We start from the raw sequence: 17,232 nt of genomic DNA, 5'->3' as shown, positions 1-17,232 counted from the left end.
AGTTTAGCTCAGCCCTTGAGCTTCTCGGCAATCCAGATCGTGTGGCGCGTGCCCTTGTTGCCATGGGCAAAGACCTGAACTTCTTCGGCCTTGAAACCGGCCTTCTTCAATTTGTCGGAAAACAGCCGATCAGCACTGGCTGACCACACGGCGAGCACACCTTTGGGCCGCAGGGCCTTGGCGCACGCGTTCAGACCGGCGGCCGAGTACAACCAGCTATTGGCCTTCTGGGTCAGGCCTTCAGGGCCGTTGTCGACGTCGAGCATGATCGCGTCGAAGCCGTTCGGCTCGCTTTGCAGCACCTTGGCCACGTCTTCCTGACGGATCACCGTGCGTGGATCAAGCAACGGGCGACCGGATTTTTCCCCGAGCGGGCCACGGTTCCACTCGACCACGCCGGGCACCAGCTCAGCGACCACAACTTCAGCGCTCTTGCCCAGGTGCTTGAGCGCCGAGGCGAGGGTGAAGCCCATGCCCAAACCGCCGATCAGCACTCGCGAGTCCGGCCGGCCAGCGACTTTGCGGCACGGAATTTCCGCCAATGCGTCTTCGGAACCGTGCATGCGCGTGTTCATCAATTGTCCGCCGTCGCCGCCCTGGATCTTGATGACAAAATCCTCGCCATACTCGAACAGGCACAGGGCACCGCCGCTTTCAGGGATCGGGGTAGTGTCGAGCAGAACGAAACGTTTCATGGAAATCTCTACAAGGGGGAAGGCAAGCAGGCCCGTTGGGAGTAGCCTGAGCGCAGACTAGAGGCCAAACGGAGCCCTTGATGAAGCGCACCATTCTAACGGTCATTGCCCTGGCCGTGCTCTCGATTACTGCAGTGCAGGCGCAGCAGACGATTCCGCTCAGCCCCGCGCCGCAACCCGGCTCGCCCGGCACCGCGACACCGACGCCGTATCCGCAGATCACGCCGATCAACATTCCCAAGTCCGGCGCCGGCAGTGGCAGCCCACCGCTGGTGCCGATCGAGATGCCCAGCCCGCCGAGCAAGGATCAACCGCTGCCCGGTATCGAACCGAGCGGCACCAAGGCGAAATCCCCCGGCGGTTAAACCTGTTGCGCCGCCAGTTGACCGTCGGCCATGCGCAGGCGTTTCGACAGCGAAACGGCGAGGGCGCGGATGATCTTCGCGGCGATCTTCGGCGCGTCGTTGAGCATTTTTTCCAGCGAGTCCTTGCCCAGGTTCAATAGCTGACAGTTCGTCGCCGCCACGCACGTTGCCGAGCGTCGCTCACCGTCGAGCACGGCCATTTCGCCAAAGGCACGCCCGCTGCGCAGGGTGGCCATGGTGATGACCTGGCCATCGGGCCCGGTTTTCTGCACGGCGACCTGGCCGGTGTGGAGGATGCACATGAAACTGCCGGCATCGCCCTCGCGGAAAATCGCTTCGCCTTCGGCCACGGTGCTGATGCTGAAATAGCCGGAAGCGGCCGCAAAGTCGGCCAGTTGCAATTGATCGAACAGGCCACAGTCCATCAGCCAGTCGCGGATTTCGTTGTTCAGGAAGGTCGGTTCTGACATGTCGTCACGGTCTTTTTGTTTTTACTGTTTCAGGCTTCACACGGCCCGTGTAGGAGCTGCCGCAGGCTGCGATCTGTTGATCTTGCCTTTGAAAAAATCAAAATCAAAAGATCGCAGCCTTCGGCAGCTCCTACAGGAGATCTGTGGGTATCGGCCTCTTGGGTCTGCAATTAAGACCCAAGTGACCGACGGAGTTCCTCAGACCAGGCCCAAAACCTTGAAAACAAATGCGTATTCGAGCGCTACGTCACGTAATCCCTGATAACGCCCGCTCATCCCGCCATGCCCTGCGCCCAGTTCAGTCTTGAGCAGCAGCACATTGTTGTCGGTCTTGGTCGCGCGCAGTTTCGCCACCCATTTGGCCGCTTCCCAGTACTGCACGCGGCTGTCGTTGTAGCCGGCGATTACCAGCGTCGCCGGATAATCCTGCGCGGTGACGTTTTCGTACGGTGCATACGCCTTGATCCGCTCGTAAACGTCCGGCTCTTCAGGGTTGCCCCATTCGTCATATTCGGTGACGGTCAGCGGCAGGTCGGGGTCGAGCATGGTGTTGAGCACGTCGACGAACGGCACTTCGGCAATCGCCACACCGAACAGATCCGGACGCTGGTTGAGCACGGCACCGATCAACAAACCACCGGCGCTGCCACCGCTGATTGCCAGTTTATCGGCAGTAGTGATGCCGTTGAGGATCAAGAACTCGGCGCAGGCAATGAAGTCGCTGAAGGTGTTGTGTTTGTGTTCCTGCTTGCCGGCGCGATACCAGGCTTCGCCCAGTTCACCGCCGCCGCGCACATGGGCGATGGCGAAGGCCATGCCGCGATCCAAGAGGCTCAGACGGGCGTGGGAGAACCACGGATCAAGGCTCGAGCCGTAAGCGCCGTAACCATACAGATACAGCGGCACCGCTTGGCCGACCATTTCGCGTTTCATCACCAGGCTGATCGGCACTTGCGTGCCGTCTGGCGCAGTGGCCCACAGACGCTGGCTGACGTAAGCGTCGGCGTCGAACGGACCGAGCACCGGGGTTTCTTTGAGTATCGTCTGCTCGCCGGTGGCGAGGATCAACTGGCGCACCTGCGCCGGGCGGTTCAACGCTTCATAGCGCAGACGAATGCGATCGCTCTCGAACTCCAGGCTGTTTTGCACATAGAGACTGTAGGCCGCGTCCGGCAATTGCACGCGATACGGCGCCAGGCCATGGGGATGAACTTCGATGATCGGCAGGCCACCTTCGCGCAGGCTCAGGGTCATGGCCTCGGTGTTGAGGCTGACGCCATCGAGCATCACCGTGTCGCTGTGCGGGATCAGATTTTGCCAGTCGGCTTCGGTCGGCGCGGTGCCGGTGTCCGGGGCCTGATACAGGGCGTAGTTGATGCCGTCGCGATTGGTACGGATAAACCACGTCCACACGCCATCGAGCAGGCCGTGATCGACGTCGTATTCGTGATCTTCGACCCGTGGCGCCAGGCAGGTGAAGGGCTGGTGCGGTTGATTGGCGTCGAGCGCCCAGACTTCGCTGGTGGTCTTGCTGCCCAGCGACAGCAGCAGTTGCTGTTCGGAACTTGAACGGTAGCAATGCAGGAAGAAGCGCCCGTCCGGCTCATGGAAAACTTCTTCGGCAGCGGTGCCGTCGAGGCGATAGCGCAACAGCTTGTGTGGGCGGTGCGTGTCGTCGAGTACGCCGAAAAACAGGGTCAGGCTGTCATTGGCCCAGGTCATGCTGCCGTCGCAGTCTTCGAATTCCAGTTCGCTGACCTTGTCGTTGGACAGTTCCTTGACGAACAGCGTGTAAATCTCATCGCCCGAGGCGTCGACGCTGTAGGCCAGACGTTGATGGTCCGGGCTGATGCTGAACGCACCCAGCGAGAAGAACCCGCCGTTGGCCAGCACGTTCGGGTCAAGCAGCAGTTGTTCGCGGCTTTCGTCGAGGGTCAGGCTGTCATCGGCCGGACGCGGGCAGCGGTAATGCCGGGCGTATTCGTCACCGGCGGTAGTGCGCGTGTAATACAGGTACGGGCCCCAAGGCGAGGGCAGGGACAGGTCGGTTTCAAGAATCCGGCCCTTGATCTCTTCGAACAGCGTTTCGCGCAACTCGGCCTGATCGGCGGTTTGCGCCTCTTGGTATGAGTTTTCGGCCTTGAGGTAATCGAGCACCGCGTCGGTGTCGCGCTCCTGCAGCCAGGCATACGGGTCGGCACCGGCGGCCTTGCGGGCAATCGGGGCACTGATGACGTTGGCGGATTCGGGCATGAAAGGCTCTCGGACAATGTTCGGAATAGGGTTTTTCGCAGCGCTTGAAACCGCCGCAGACCGTGTAGGAGTGAGCCTGCTCGCGATAAGGCCGGCACATTCAACATCAATGTTGTCAGGCTGTCCGTCATCGCGAGCAAGCTCACTCCCACAGGTCGCATGTCTATTGGGACAAGCCTGGCGGGCGAAAAGTCGTTACTATAAGCGCCTCTTTGCCTGCCTTGCCATGGACACCATGACCGAGAACGACTATCTGATCGCCTGGGGCCTCTACGCCTTTGCCGCTGTGGGCTGCCTGTTGGTATGGATGCGCCTGACTACCTGGATGTGGCGCTGGTTGCGCGAGCCGTTGCGCGTACTGATGGCCGTGTTGCTGTTCAGCCCGACCATCATTGATCCGGTGAAGGCCAAGGTTGCGCCGTCCATTGCCATCACTGCACTGGATCTGGCCTTCAAGGTCGGCAACAACGCCTGGCGCGCGGTCTCCGACCTGTTCATGTACGGCATGATCGCTTTTGGCCTCTATCTGATCTTCGTGCTGATCCGCTTCCCGATTGAACGTGCATCGCGTGCGCGCCGAGAGCAGGCCGAGGCTGCCAAAGCCGCAGCCCGTGCCGATGACCGCAACGACGATCAACCGTTCGGCGCTGCTGGTGATGACCGCTACGGGCGCCCACCGGTTCCGAACAATCCGCAGCGCATGCGGGTCGAGCCGCGTCTGTAATCCCGAGAGTCCGCACATGTGTGAATTACTGGGCATGAGTGCCAACGTGCCGACCGATATCGTCTTCAGCTTCACCGGTCTGATGCAGCGCGGCGGCCGCACCGGCCCGCACCGCGACGGTTGGGGCATCGCCTTCTATGAAGGCCGTGGTTTGCGTCTGTTTCAGGACCCGGCAGCGAGCAGTGAGTCGGAAGTCGCCAATCTGGTGCAGCGTTATCCGATCAAGAGCGAAGTGGTCATCGGCCACATCCGTCAGGCCAACGTCGGCAAGGTCTGCCTGTCCAACACCCACCCGTTCGTGCGCGAACTGTGGGGCCGCAACTGGTGCTTCGCGCACAACGGCCAGCTCGCCGATTTCACCCCGATCAAAAGCTTCTACCGCCCGGTCGGCGATACCGACAGCGAGGCGGCGTTCTGCGATTTGCTCAACCGCGTGCGTGCAGCATTCCCGGAGCCGGTCGAAATAGAGGAACTGCTGCCGGATCTGGTCGCCGCGTGCGCCGAATACCGCAGCAAAGGCGTGTTCAACTGCCTGCTCAGCGATGGCGACTGGCTGTTCTGCTATTGCTCGACCAAACTCGCACAGATCACCCGGCGTGCACCGTTCGGCCCGGCGCGGCTGAAGGATGTCGATGTGATTGTCGATTTCCAGGCCGAAACCACCCCCAACGACGTGGTGACGGTGATCGCTACCGAACCGTTGACCGAAAATGAAACCTGGACCCGCTACGAACCGGGCCAATGGAGCCTGTGGCGACGCGGCGAATGCGTAAGTCAAGGCAAGACCGAATAAGGATTTGCACCCCATGTTGCTCAGTTATCTACGGCTGGTGTTGTTTGCGGCGGGCCTGTTGATCGGTGTCCAGGTGCCGGGTTTCATCAACGATTACGCGAAACGGGTCGAGGCGCACCTGATCGAAGCGCAGACCGGTTTGCGCGGGTTTCAGGGCACCGCCGAGCAGTTCTTCAAAGGCGACATCCAGGCACTGGTGGCGCATTACCGCGCCAGCGAAGACCCGGTTTTTCGCAGTGATGCCGATAGCCTGAGCACTTTGCTCGATCGGCAGATCGCGTTGGACAAGCAGTTCCAGGCGATGCAGGGCCCGTGGTACATCCGCTTCCTGCAAGTGGTGCTGGCGGCTGATCCGGATATCCGCAAGGAAACCTGGAACGGATACAGCTATCAGATTCTGCTGACCCCGGAAGCGATGATCTGGGGCATGAGCGGTGCGTTGCTGCTGTCGTTCGGCATTGAATGCCTGTTCCGCCTGATCGACTGGGTGGTACTCGGTGGCAAGCGGTTGCGTCAGAGCCGGCCGATCGAAGACCGCGACGTGCGCGGCCTCTAAGATCAGCGCAGTAAGGATCGTTCCCACGCTCTGCGTGGGAATGCCTCATCGGACGCTCCGCGTTCGGCTTTCGAGGGACGCGGAGCGTCCCGGGCTGCATTCCCACGCGGAGCGTAGGAACGATCAACTTAACGCGATGTAGTCCTTGCCCACCTTGTGCGCATACCCTTCCAGCACCTGCTGACACAACGTCACAATCTCCTCGACCCACTCAACGCCCACCCGCCACGACACCACCACCTGCAAGTTCGGTGGCCGTTGATCAATCGCCAGCAAGGTCAATTCCCCCCGCGCCAATTCCTCCGCTACCAGCACCGGTGGCAGCACACCAATCCCGAATCCATCACGCAATAACCGGGTAATCGCCGACACCGAATTCACGCAGTTCAAGCGCGGCGCCAACACGCCATTCGCCTGCATCAACGCCAGCAGATCCTGATGCGGTCGGGAGTTTTTCGAGTAGGTGATGATGCGTTCCTGCGCCAGTTCGGTGAGGTCGGCGTAGTCGCGGTTGTAGATCGAATTACTGGCGACAATCCAGCCCAGCGGATGGCTGGCCAGCTCCAGACTGCGTACGCTTTCATGGCGCACCAGATCGGTTTGCAGAACGATATCGAGAAAGCCTTTTTGCAGCTGATCGCAGAGGTTCAGCGAGGTATCCGCCACCAGTTCGATTTCCACCCGTGGATACAGATCGGTCATCTGCGCCACCAGCGGGCTTAGCCAGGTGTGGATCACCGTGTCCATCACGCCAATGCGCACCCGACCGACCTTGCTCGAACGGGTCTCGATCGACTGCCTGAGTGCCGACATGGTGTCGAGCATCTGTTCGGCATATTCCAGCACTTTGAGACCTTCGGGCGTCAGGCTGACACCGCGCGAATCGCGCAGAAACAGCTTCACCCCCAACTCGCCCTCCAGCACCGCAATGCGGCTGGAAATCGATGCCTGAGTGGTGAACAGCTTGTCAGCGGTCAGGCGAAAGCTCTTCAGGCGGGCGACCCAGACAAAGGTCTCGAGAAACTTCAGGTTCATGGGCAAGGCTCGGGTGACAAATTTTTCTTATGGCTAAGGCGGGTTTTTATTCGTTGGACGCGGCAGGGCCGCGCGACGAAAAATCGACGCATCCGGTCCCCACGATAGGCGTCGGCGGGGCTACGAACAAGACCAATAAGAACCTGCGGAGATAGGCCATGAGTGCTCCCGAAACCCTAGAAGCATCCACGGCAACGGCGCGTCCGGGGCCGTTCGACTGGTATCGCAACATCAACCAGCAGGAGCGTCGCACGTTCTGGAGCTGCAAGATCGGCTACGGTCTGGACGGCATGGACACGCAGATGCTCAGCTTCGTCGTGCCGACACTGATCGCGATGTGGGGCATCACCACCGGCGAAGCGGGGCTGATTCACACCAGCACGTTGATCGCTTCAGCGATTGGCGGTTGGGTCGCCGGGATTCTCTCTGACCGTATCGGTCGCGTGCGCACCCTGCAACTCACGGTGTTGTGGTTTGCCTTCTTCACCTTCCTCTGCGGCTTCGCGCAAAACTACGAACAACTGCTGATCGCCCGCACCTTGATGGGCTTCGGTTTCGGCGGTGAATGGACGGCTGGCGCGGTGCTGATCGGCGGGGGGGTTCGTGCCAAGGGCCGTGGCAAGGCGGCGGGCAGGGTGCAATCCGGGTGGGCGCTGGGGTGGGGGCTGACGGCGATTCTGTATGCGCTGCTGTTCTCGGTGTTGCCGCCGGAAGATGCCTGGCGCGCGCTGTTCATCCTCGGCATCGTGCCGGCGATTTTCGTGATTTTCGTGCGTCGACTGGTGAAGGATCCAGAGATTTATCGCGAGGCCAAGGCTCAGCAAACGCCAGAGAACCAATCAAAGTTCTACGAAATCTTCGCGCCCGGCATGCTCTTCACTACGTTCCGCGCTTCGCTGCTGACCACGGGTGCGCTGGGTGGTTACTACGCAATTACTTCCTGGCTGCCAACCTTCCTGAAAAACGAGCGCGGTTTGAGCGTACTCGGCACCGGCGGTTATCTGGCGATGGTGATTGTCGGCTCTTACGTCGGCTATGTGATCAGCGCCTACCTGACCGATCTGCTCGGCCGCAAAAAGAACTTCATTCTCTTCGCGGTCGGCTCCTTCACCATCGTTCTGCTCTATACGCAACTGCCGGTGAGCAACGGCGTGATGTTGTGGCTGGGCTTCCCGCTGGGTTTCTTCGCTTCGGGGATTTTCAGCGGCATGGGCGCGTTTCTCACTGAGCTGTTCCCCACGCGGATTCGCGGTTCCGGGCAGGGCTTTTGCTACAACATCGGTCGGGCGCTGGCGGCATTGTTTCCACTGCTGATCGGTCTGCTTAGCCAGAAAGTACCGTTGAGCGTCGGCATTGGCGCATTTGCGGCGGTGTCTTACGGCGTGGTGATCATCGCGGCGTTGAGCCTGCCGGAAACCCGTGGCAAGCAACTCGATGCGCAGTAACTGATAACCTGCGTCGTAAAGTCCTACAGATAAAAAGACAAGCCCTACAGGAGTGTTCACCGTGAGCCGCCTGCTATTGAATTGCGACATCGGCGAGAGCTTCGGCAGCTGGACCATGGGTCTGGATGCCGAGGTCATGCCCTTCATCGATTGCGCCAACGTCGCCTGCGGCTTCCATGCCGGTGACCCGAGCATCATGCGCAAGACCGTCAGCCTGGCCTTGAGCCACGGCGTAAAAATTGGTGCGCATCCGGCCTATCAGGATCTGGTCGGTTTCGGTCGCCGCTCCATGGCGTATTCCGCGCAAGAGCTGCAAGACATCCTGCATTACCAGATCGGCGCCCTCGACGGTATTTGCAAGGCGCAGGGCGGACGGGTCAGTTATGTCAAACCCCACGGCGCGATGTACAACGACATGATGGCCAACCCGGCGCAATTGCGTGCGGTGATCCAGGCTGTGGCCGCTTACGACCGCAGCTTGCCGCTGATGCTGATGGCCACTCGCGACAATTCTGCCGCGCAGCAAATCGGCGATGAGTACGGCGTGACCCTGTGGTTCGAAGCCTTCGCCGACCGTGCCTACGACAGCGCCGGCAAACTGGTCTCGCGACAATTGCCGGGCGCGGTGCATCACGATCCCGAGATCATCATCGAGCAAGCATTGACCATCGCCCGTGGCGACAACCTGACCGCCAACGATGGTAGCGCCTTGCATCTGCAAGCCAATACGCTCTGTGTGCACGGCGACAACGCCAGTTCGGTGGCCGCCGTGCAACGCATTCGCGAAGCCTTGAATCAGCAGAGCGCGTCATGAACCCAAGGATTGAAGTGGTGGCACTGGATTGCCTGATGTTGCGTTTGTTCGATGAAATCGCCGAAACCAACATGCCGTGGATGCTCGCCGCCAGTGAGCGCTTGCGTGCGGTATTTGGCGGGCAACTGATCGATCTGGTGCCGTCGTATACGACGTTGATGGTGCATTACGATCTGACGGTGTTGAACCCGAACCAGGCGCGGGCATTGATCGCTGAAGCGTTGATCGACTTGTCGCCGAATGCGCGAACCGCTGGCCAATGTCATGTACTGCCGGTCTGGTATGACCTCAGTGTCGGGCCTGAATTGAGCTTGCTGGCCGAGCGCAGCGGGCTGGCGATCGAGGAGGTGATTCGTCGCCACAGTGGTCGCGAATATCAGGTGTTCGCCCTGGGTTTCGCGCCTGGTTTTGCCTTTATGGGTTTGGTCGAAGAGATGCTGGCGGCGCCTCGTTTGAACACGCCGCGCAAGAAAGTCGCGGCCGGCAGCGTCGGCATTGCTGAACGCCAGACCGCTGCCTATCCCGTCGTGTCCCCCGGTGGCTGGAACCTGATCGGTCGCACGTCGGCGAAACTGTTTGATCGTCATCGCGATGGCTACAGCCTGATGCAACCCGGCGATACCGTGCGTTTTGAAGCAGTCAGCCACGCCGAATTCATCCGACTGGGCGGCGACGACACGCCACTGGAGGCGCAGGCATGAGCCGACTGACGATTGAGGCAAGTACGCCGCTGTGCCTGTTGCAGGACGCCGGGCGATTTGGCGTGCGGCATCTGGGCGTGACCCAGGGCGGCGCGGCGGATTGGAACGCGATGAGTTGGGCCAACTGGCTGTTGGGCAATGGTCTGGATGTGCCGGTCGTCGAAATCACCCTGGGTGGGTTTGCTGTGGTGGCTGACGAGGATTGTTTGCTGGCACTGGCCGGGGCGGATCTCGGTGCGCAGGTCGACGGTCAGCCGTTGGCGCCGTGGCGCAGTTTCAAGTTGGGCAAAGGGCAGACATTGCAGTTCAAGCAGCCGTTGCTTGGGGCTCGGGCCTACCTGGCGGCGCCCGGTGGCTTTGTGGCGCCGAAGGTGCTGGGCAGTAGCGCCACGGTGGTGCGCGAACAACTCGGTGGCCTGGATGGCATGGGGTTGCCGTTGGCCAAGGGTTCGGCGCTGAGTTATCACGGGGGATCGCAGTGGGTGCGGGAACTGCCCTTGGCGCTGCGGCCGGATTTGAAATCGACAGCACCTCTGGATCTGGTGCTTGGCGCACAGATCGGCCAGTTCAGCGGGCAGAGCGTGTTCGATGTGTTCAACAGTGCCTGGACACTGGACAGTCGCGCGGATCGCATGGGCATTCGTTTGCTGGGCAAGGCGTTGGAATATCAGGGCCAGCCGATGATTTCCGAGGGCATTCCGTTGGGCGCGGTGCAAGTACCGCCGGACGGCCAGCCGATTGTATTGCTCAATGATCGGCAGACGATTGGCGGCTATCCGCGATTGGGCGCATTGACGCCGTTGGCGTTGGCTCGGTTGGCGCAGTGCTTGCCGGGGGCGCAGGTGCGATTGCGGCCTGTAGTGCAGGACGTCGCGCACCGTGAGCACATCAAATATCTGCAGAGATTTGGCTGAAGATCAAAAGATCGCAGCCTGCGGCAGCTCCTACAGGGGAATGCGAATTTCACTGTAGGAGCTGCCGAAGGCTGCGATCTTTTGCTTTTATTTGGACAAAAACCGCATCCCTTCCTCAAGCCCGCGCAACGTTAACGGATACATCTGATCCTCAATCAAATCCCTGACGATGTTCGTGGAAGAGGTATACCCCCACGTATCTTTCGGATACGGATTGATCCAGATGAGCTTCTTGTATTTCTCCATGAAACGCTGCATCCACACATAACCCGGCTCTTCATTCCAATGCTCGACACTGCCGCCGGCCTGGGTGATTTCATACGGCGCCATGGCGGCGTCACCGATGAAAATCACCTTATAGTCAGCGCCGTACTTGTGCAGCAGATCCTGGGTCGAAGTGCGCTCCGAAGTGCGGCGCATGTTGTTCTTCCACACCGATTCGTAAACGAAGTTGTGGAAGTAGAAGTACTCCAGATGCTTGAACTCAGTCTTGCAGGCCGAGAACAGCTCCTCGCAGATCTTCACGTGCGCGTCCATCGAACCGCCGATGTCGAACAGCAACAACAGCTTCACCGTATTGCGCCGCTCCGGGCGCATCTGGATGTTGAGTAGCCCGGCGTCCTTGGCGGTGTGGTCGATGGTGCCGTCGATGTCGAGTTCTTCCGCCGCGCCCTGGCGAGCGAACTTACGCAGACGACGCAGGGCAACCTTGATGTTGCGCGTGCCCAGTTCCACCGAATCATCGAGGTTTTTGTACTCGCGCTGATCCCAGACTTTCACCGCTTTGCCCTGGCGCTTGCCGGCATCACCAACCCGAATGCCTTCCGGGTTGAAACCACCGGAACCGAACGGGCTGGTGCCGCCGGTGCCAATCCACTTATTGCCGCCGGCGTGGCGTTCCTTCTGTTCTTCCAGACGCTTTTTGAATTCTTCGATCAGCTTGTCCAGACCGCCAAGGGACTGGATCTGTGCGCGTTCTTCGTCAGTCAGCGAGCGCTCGAATTCCTTGCGCAGCCAGTCTTCGGGAATCAGCGCCTGCAAGTGATCGTCGAGCTTTTCGAGGCCATTGAAGTAGGCGCCGAACGCACGGTCGAACTTGTCGAAATGGCGTTCGTCCTTCACCAGAATCGCCCGCGACAAGTAATAGAACTCGTCCATGTCGGCGAAGGTCACGCGCTGTTTCAGCGCGTTGATCAGGTCGAGCAGCTCGCGCACCGACACCGGCACCTTGGCCGCACGCATTTCATTGAACAGGTTGAGCAACATGGCATCAGCCTCTTAGCGAGAACCGCGACGGCTCATGAACGCCAGACGCTCAAGCAGTTGCACGTCCTGTTCGTTCTTCACCAAGGCACCGGCCAGCGGCGGGATGGCTTTGGTCGGATCACGTTCGCGCAGCACCGCTTCACCGATGTTGTCGGCCATCAGCAGCTTCAGCCAGTCGACCAGCTCGGAAGTCGACGGCTTCTTCTTCAGGCCCGGCACTTTGCGCACGTCGAAGAACACGTCCAGCGCTTCGCTGACCAGATCCTTTTTGATGTCCGGGTAATGCACGTCGACGATTTTCTGCAGGGTCGGGCGATCCGGGAACGCGATGTAATGGAAGAAGCAACGGCGCAGGAAGGCGTCCGGCAGCTCTTTTTCATTGTTGGAGGTAATGATGATGATCGGGCGCTTCTTGGCCTTGATGGTCTCGTCGATCTCGTAAACGTAGAACTCCATCTTGTCGAGTTCTTGCAGCAAGTCGTTAGGGAACTCGATGTCGGCCTTGTCGATCTCGTCGATCAGCAGAATGACCCGCTCTTCAGACTCGAAAGCCTCCCAGAGCTTGCCCTTCTTCAGGTAGTTGCGCACGTCGTGGACTTTTTCGTTGCCCAGTTGCGAGTCGCGCAAACGGCTGACCGCATCGTACTCGTACAGGCCCTGATGAGCCTTGGTGGTGGACTTGATGTGCCAGGTGATCAGCTTGGCGCCGAACGACTCGGCCAGTTGCTCGGCGAGCATGGTCTTGCCGGTGCCCGGCTCGCCCTTGACCAGCAGCGGTCGCTCCAGGGTGATGGCGGCGTTGACCGCCAGCTTCAGGTCATCGGTGGCGACGTAGGCCTGGGTGCCTTCGAACTTCATCTGCTAATCCTCGAACGGTGACGCCGACCTGAACGGGCAGGGCGGGGGCGAAATAATCGGATGCCCGACTATAACGCGCAGGCCGGTCGACTGTGAACGCAGACGGCTTATTCAGTCTCTGAATGGGGCGTCACATGTTGACTCAGTCTCGGCCGATGGCCAGTATTCAGGTATCGCCGATTTGGCGATAGCCTCTCGGGCATGACTACTAAATACCGATTTTGCGACAAATACCGCATTCAGTTGCGCGAGAAGGATCACCCGCCGCCCCATGTTCACCTTATCGGTGGCGGCGTGGAAGTGATGCTGAGCCTTGAAACCGTTGAGGTGATGCCGGGCAAGGCGCCGCCGCTGATTATCAAGGAAGGGCTGGCGTGGGTTGCGGCTCATCAGGTGCAACTGTTGGAGGACTGGAAACGATGTTACCCATGAAAAGGCCTCGTCTGTCGGCTGTGCAAGCACTGTCAGATTTTCGATTGGCACTGACCTTTATTGATGGTCAGGAACTGACACTTGAGCTCGGCGGGGATATTCACGCTTATCCAGGTCTGCAACCTTTGCTCGATCCCGAAGTGTTTGCCACTGCGACAATGGACGACGACGGCTGGACTGTCGAATGGCTTGAACCTGATATACAGATTGGCTCAGACACGCTTTATATGGATGCGCTGGCTCAAAACGCAACCGATGAGAACACTCGTATTTTTATTGATTGGCGCGCCCGAACGGGGCTGTCTCTTAATCAGGCTGCCGAGGCACTGGGAGTCAGCGCCCGCAGCATCAGTCGCTACAGCAATGGGCGTGAGGCAGTGCCTCGTTCTCTGGCGCTGGCTTGCCTGGGCTGGGATTCACTGCAACAAAACTCAACTATGGCTGCAGAGGAGTCGGGTCGCTATATCGTCAACCGCAAAACCTAACCCGCATCAGGCTTCGGCCGCTCATACCGCGCATTGAATGCCTGTACGAAACCATTACGCAAAATCTGCAAAAACGCTTCGAACGCGCTGATATTTTGCTGATGTACGTTGCCACTGAGCTCAACCTTGGTGGCGAACTGGTTTTTGGCCTGGTTCTTCAGCACGGTTTCCGTGCCGCCCACCAGTGCCTCCCAGACTGAGCGGAAGATGCTTTTGTTCTGGTTTTCCACGTCCTGTTGCCAGTTGAACACTTCGACGTCGCGCAGCAGCGGTTTGATGTAGCCGTTGACCTGGGCTTTTTTGGCTTTGGCTTCGATTACGACGTCACCGTGGCCGGCATTGAAATCGAATTTGCCATAGGCCGAGGCGAAGTCGTTCATGCTTTTGAGTTCGATGTCTTTGGCGCGCAGGCGGAATTCAAAGTCTTCGAAATTGCTCAGAGGGTCGAATGTTGCGGTGGTTTCCAACGGTGCGTGGCCGAGCAGCAGGGCTTTGCCTTCGAAGCGGGCGTCGCGTTTGCCCTGTTGGTCGACCACATTGGTCAGGTTGTAGATGCTCGCGTCGACATTGCTGGCGTTCATGTTGACCGGCGGTTTTGAGTTGAAATTGCGGAAGCTGATCTTGCCCTGATTGATCTGCACTTCGTCGAGGGTAATCGGCAGCAACTTGCCCAATTGCGCGCGCCAGTCGGTACCTTGACCGGTTTGGGAGTTCTGTTTGTTGGCGCCACCATCGACGAAATTGACTTCGGGCTCGAAGAACTGGACCTGTGCCACCACGGCATGGTCATACCACAGCGAATGCCAGCTGACCGCCAGATCGATCAGCGGCGCGTTGACGAACGGCACCGGCACCTTGCCGTCGACCTTGACGATTTTCAGACCGTTGATCTTGTAGGCGCCGCGCCATAGGGCCAGGTCGACATCAGTGATCTGGCCCCGATAGTCACCCATGTCCGCCAGTTTGCCGTTCAGATAGTCGCGCACCATGTAGGGCAGGGCGATGTGCAGCGCTATCAGCAACACAACGACGACGGCGAAAATCCCTAGTGGCCAACTGTAGCGACGCTTCATGACGGCAATTCCCTGACGATGTAAGCGATTGACTATTACGCCGCGCAGTCGTTCGACCCGACTGGACTGCGCCAGGCAACAGGCATACCTTTGAAGGCTGAATTCAACGCTGCATAAGGACCCAGCCATGAGCCGCATTTTCGCTGACAACGCCCATTCCATCGGTAATACGCCGCTGGTGCAGATCAACCGCATTGCGCCGCGTGGCGTGACCATCCTGGCCAAGATCGAAGGGCGCAACCCCGGGTATTCGGTCAAGTGCCGGATCGGCGCAAACATGATCTGGGATGCCGAAAGCAGCGGCAAACTCAAGCCCGGCATGACCATCGTTGAGCCAACCTCGGGCAACACCGGTATCGGTCTGGCGTTCGTCGCCGCCGCCCGTGGTTACAAATTGATGCTGACGATGCCAGCGTCCATGAGCATTGAACGGCGTAAGGTCCTCAAGGCGTTGGGCGCAGAACTGGTATTGACTGAACCGGCGAAAGGCATGAAAGGCGCCATCGAGAAGGCGGCCGAGATCGTCGCCAGTGATGCCGACAAATACTTCATGCCGGCGCAGTTCGATAACCCGGCCAACCCGGCCATTCACGAAAAGACTACCGGCCCGGAAATCTGGAACGATACCGATGGTGCGGTCGATGTGCTGGTAGCGGGTGTCGGCACCGGCGGAACCATCACCGGCGTTTCGCGGTATATCAAGAATACCCAGGGCAAACCTATTCTATCGGTGGCCGTGGAACCGGTGTCTTCACCTGTGATTACTCAGGCATTGGCCGGTGAAGAGATCAAGCCAAGTCCGCACAAGATCCAGGGTATTGGCGCCGGTTTCGTTCCCAAAAACCTCGATCTGTCGATGGTGGACCGGGTTGAGCAGGTCACCGACGAAGAATCCAAAGCCATGGCCCTGCGTCTGATGCAGGAAGAAGGGATTCTCTGCGGTATCTCCTGCGGCGCCGCGATGGCCGTCGCGGTGCGTTTGGCGGAAACCCCGGAGATGCAGGGCAAGACCATTGTGGTGATTCTGCCGGACTCCGGTGAGCGTTATCTATCGAGCATGCTGTTCAGTGATCTGTTTACCGAGCAGGAAACTCAGCAGTAGATCCATTTGATTCAGGTCAGCCAGGGTTCAGGATCGTTATGTTAATAAATGCTTTGTTGCGCAATTCTTAACACTGATTCTTGGGTTGAGCGGGTTTTTCCCGAGGCCGGTAGTGTTTATCATGGCCGGCTGCCATGCCGGGTAAAGGGCATTGCGCAGCGTTGTCTTTATTCAAGGAGTTGTTGATGACCGTTTCGTTTGCCGCCAAGGCGTTTGTGCTGTTGCTGTTTCTGGGCAGCACGCTCTATGTGCATTTGCGCGGCAAGGCGCGTTTGCCGGTACTGCGTCAGTTCGTCAACCACTCGGCGTTGTTTGCCCCGTACAACGCCTTGATGTACCTGTTTTCTGGCGTGCCGTCCAAGCCGTACCTGGATCGCAGCAAGTTTCCGGAGCTGGATGTGCTGCGCGATAACTGGGAAACCATTCGCGACGAAGCATTGCATCTGTTCGACGAAGGCTACATTCGCGCCGCCGAGAAGAACAACGACGCCGGTTTTGGCTCGTTCTTCAAAAAGGGCTGGAAGCGTTTCTACCTCAAGTGGTACGACAAGCCGCTGCCCTCGGCCGAAACCCTGTGCCCGAAAACCGTGGCGCTGGTCAGTGCCATCCCCAATGTCAAAGGCGCGATGTTTGCCTTGCTGCCGGGTGGCAGTCACCTGAACCCGCACCGCGATCCGTTTGCCGGCTCACTGCGCTATCACCTCGGTTTGTCGACGCCAAACTCCGATGATTGCCGGATCTTCGTCGACGGTCAGGTGTACGCCTGGCGTGATGGCGAAGACGTGATGTTCGACGAGACCTACGTGCATTGGGTCAAGAACGAAACCGACCAAACCCGCGTGATTCTGTTCTGCGACGTCGAGCGTCCGCTGAGCAACCGCCTCATGACCCGCATCAACCGCGCGATCAGCGCCTGGCTCGGCCGTGCCACCGCACCGCAGAACCTTGATGACGAACGCGTCGGCGGGATCAACCAGGCCTACGCCTGGAGCAAGAACTTCAGCGACAAGTTCAGTGGCGTGGTCAAACAGTGGAAACGCCGTCATCCGAAAGCCTACCGCGTGATGCGTCCGGTGCTGGCGGTGCTGGTGTTGACGTTGTTGGGGTATTGGTTGTTCGGCTGAAGCTGGATCAGACAATAAAAAACCGCTCCTTGTGAGCGGTTTTTTTATGAAGAGAAGGTGAACGAAGCGCCAGCGAGGACGCCTCCTGGCTCTTCCGCGGCTGGATTCACCAATGCTTCTCTGATTC

Annotated in this window: 19 protein-coding genes; 12 read left to right on the top strand and 7 right to left on the bottom strand. The window is 59.3% G+C overall.

Going from position 1 to position 17,232, the window contains the following annotated elements; translation table 11 throughout:
• Positions 1-8: 8 nt before the first annotated feature.
• Positions 9-695, bottom strand: a complete 687-nt coding sequence (locus AK821_RS04410) for a spermidine synthase (protein WP_064388416.1) — start codon at positions 693-695, stop codon at positions 9-11.
• 80 nt (positions 696-775) lie between these two features.
• Between AK821_RS04410 and AK821_RS04405 the strand changes: the two genes are divergently transcribed.
• A complete protein-coding gene (locus AK821_RS04405; RefSeq protein WP_064388414.1) occupies positions 776-1,060 on the top strand; it encodes a hypothetical protein in 285 nt (94 codons plus the stop codon).
• On the opposite strand, the gene AK821_RS04400 is transcribed toward AK821_RS04405, so the two are convergent.
• Positions 1,057-1,530, bottom strand: a complete 474-nt coding sequence (locus AK821_RS04400; RefSeq protein WP_034153174.1) for a cyclic nucleotide-binding domain-containing protein — start codon at positions 1,528-1,530, stop codon at positions 1,057-1,059. The genes AK821_RS04405 and AK821_RS04400 overlap by 4 nt on opposite strands.
• Positions 1,531-1,728: 198 nt before the next feature.
• A complete protein-coding gene (locus tag AK821_RS04395; protein ID WP_064388412.1) occupies positions 1,729-3,783 on the bottom strand; it encodes a S9 family peptidase in 2,055 nt (684 codons plus the stop codon).
• A 226-nt stretch (positions 3,784-4,009) separates the two neighbouring features.
• Between AK821_RS04395 and AK821_RS04390 the strand changes: the two genes are divergently transcribed.
• Genes AK821_RS04390 through AK821_RS04380 form a run of 3 tightly spaced genes read left to right on the top strand, consistent with a single transcriptional unit; the run spans position 4,010 to position 5,856 of the window.
• Positions 4,010-4,507 carry a hypothetical protein gene (locus AK821_RS04390; protein WP_064388410.1) on the top strand — a complete coding sequence of 166 codons (498 nt, stop codon included), beginning with the start codon at positions 4,010-4,012 and terminating at the stop codon, positions 4,505-4,507.
• A gap of 16 nt (positions 4,508-4,523) precedes the next feature.
• Positions 4,524-5,300 carry a class II glutamine amidotransferase gene (locus tag AK821_RS04385; protein WP_064388409.1) on the top strand — a complete coding sequence of 259 codons (777 nt, stop codon included), beginning with the start codon at positions 4,524-4,526 and terminating at the stop codon, positions 5,298-5,300.
• 13 nt (positions 5,301-5,313) lie between these two features.
• Positions 5,314-5,856, top strand: a complete 543-nt coding sequence (locus AK821_RS04380; RefSeq protein WP_064388407.1) for a DUF2937 family protein — start codon at positions 5,314-5,316, stop codon at positions 5,854-5,856.
• Between the two features lie 123 nt (positions 5,857-5,979).
• On the opposite strand, the gene AK821_RS04375 is transcribed toward AK821_RS04380, so the two are convergent.
• Positions 5,980-6,891 (bottom strand): LysR family transcriptional regulator, encoded by a 912-nt coding sequence (locus AK821_RS04375; RefSeq protein ID WP_064388405.1) that lies wholly within the window; start codon positions 6,889-6,891, stop codon positions 5,980-5,982.
• Positions 6,892-7,049: 158 nt separating this feature from the next.
• On the opposite strand from AK821_RS04375, the gene AK821_RS04370 reads away from it, so the two are divergent.
• From AK821_RS04370 to AK821_RS04355, 4 genes are all read left to right on the top strand, one after another.
• Complete coding sequence (locus AK821_RS04370) at positions 7,050-8,336, top strand: MFS transporter (RefSeq protein ID WP_064388403.1); 1,287 nt, start codon at positions 7,050-7,052, stop codon at positions 8,334-8,336.
• 61 nt (positions 8,337-8,397) lie between these two features.
• A complete protein-coding gene (locus AK821_RS04365) occupies positions 8,398-9,150 on the top strand; it encodes a 5-oxoprolinase subunit PxpA (RefSeq protein WP_064388402.1) in 753 nt (250 codons plus the stop codon).
• Positions 9,147-9,851: a 5-oxoprolinase subunit B family protein gene (locus AK821_RS04360; RefSeq protein WP_064388399.1), complete on the top strand. Its 705-nt coding sequence runs from the start codon at positions 9,147-9,149 to the stop codon at positions 9,849-9,851. The genes AK821_RS04365 and AK821_RS04360 overlap by 4 nt, the downstream gene beginning before the upstream one ends.
• Complete coding sequence (locus AK821_RS04355) at positions 9,848-10,765, top strand: biotin-dependent carboxyltransferase family protein (RefSeq protein WP_064388397.1); 918 nt, start codon at positions 9,848-9,850, stop codon at positions 10,763-10,765. Before AK821_RS04360 ends, AK821_RS04355 begins: the two co-directional genes overlap by 4 nt.
• A gap of 87 nt (positions 10,766-10,852) precedes the next feature.
• Here AK821_RS04355 and AK821_RS04350 read toward each other — a convergent pair whose 3' ends face one another.
• On the bottom strand, positions 10,853-12,031 hold the full coding sequence (locus tag AK821_RS04350) for a vWA domain-containing protein (protein WP_064388394.1): 1,179 nt from the start codon (positions 12,029-12,031) through the stop codon (positions 10,853-10,855).
• 12 nt (positions 12,032-12,043) lie between these two features.
• Positions 12,044-12,889 (bottom strand): AAA family ATPase, encoded by an 846-nt coding sequence (locus AK821_RS04345; protein WP_064388391.1) that lies wholly within the window; start codon positions 12,887-12,889, stop codon positions 12,044-12,046.
• A gap of 201 nt (positions 12,890-13,090) precedes the next feature.
• Between AK821_RS04345 and AK821_RS04340 the strand changes: the two genes are divergently transcribed.
• On the top strand, positions 13,091-13,321 hold the full coding sequence (locus tag AK821_RS04340; protein WP_064388388.1) for a DUF4160 domain-containing protein: 231 nt from the start codon (positions 13,091-13,093) through the stop codon (positions 13,319-13,321).
• Entirely contained in the window at positions 13,309-13,806 is a 498-nt protein-coding gene (locus AK821_RS04335) for a helix-turn-helix domain-containing protein (RefSeq protein WP_064388387.1), read from the top strand. Before AK821_RS04340 ends, AK821_RS04335 begins: the two co-directional genes overlap by 13 nt.
• Here the strand turns inward: AK821_RS04335 and AK821_RS04330 are convergent.
• Positions 13,803-14,879 carry a DUF748 domain-containing protein gene (locus AK821_RS04330; protein ID WP_064388385.1) on the bottom strand — a complete coding sequence of 359 codons (1,077 nt, stop codon included), beginning with the start codon at positions 14,877-14,879 and terminating at the stop codon, positions 13,803-13,805. The two genes, AK821_RS04335 and AK821_RS04330, sit on opposite strands and share 4 nt — an antisense overlap.
• A 127-nt stretch (positions 14,880-15,006) precedes the next feature.
• Between AK821_RS04330 and cysK the strand changes: the two genes are divergently transcribed.
• Both cysK and AK821_RS04320 read left to right on the top strand, forming a co-directional pair.
• A complete protein-coding gene (gene cysK, locus AK821_RS04325) occupies positions 15,007-15,981 on the top strand; it encodes a cysteine synthase A (RefSeq protein WP_064388383.1) in 975 nt (324 codons plus the stop codon).
• 185 nt (positions 15,982-16,166) lie between these two features.
• Positions 16,167-17,105, top strand: a complete 939-nt coding sequence (locus AK821_RS04320) for an aspartyl/asparaginyl beta-hydroxylase domain-containing protein (protein ID WP_064388381.1) — start codon at positions 16,167-16,169, stop codon at positions 17,103-17,105.
• The last annotated feature ends 127 nt before the right edge of the window (positions 17,106-17,232 follow it).

The sequence above is a fragment of the Pseudomonas sp. RIT-PI-r genome, assembly GCF_001297015.1.
Lineage (GTDB): Bacteria > Pseudomonadota > Gammaproteobacteria > Pseudomonadales > Pseudomonadaceae > Aquipseudomonas.
The sequence above is the reverse complement of the archived record's forward strand: the minus strand, read 5'-3'. Positions and strand labels throughout refer to the sequence as shown.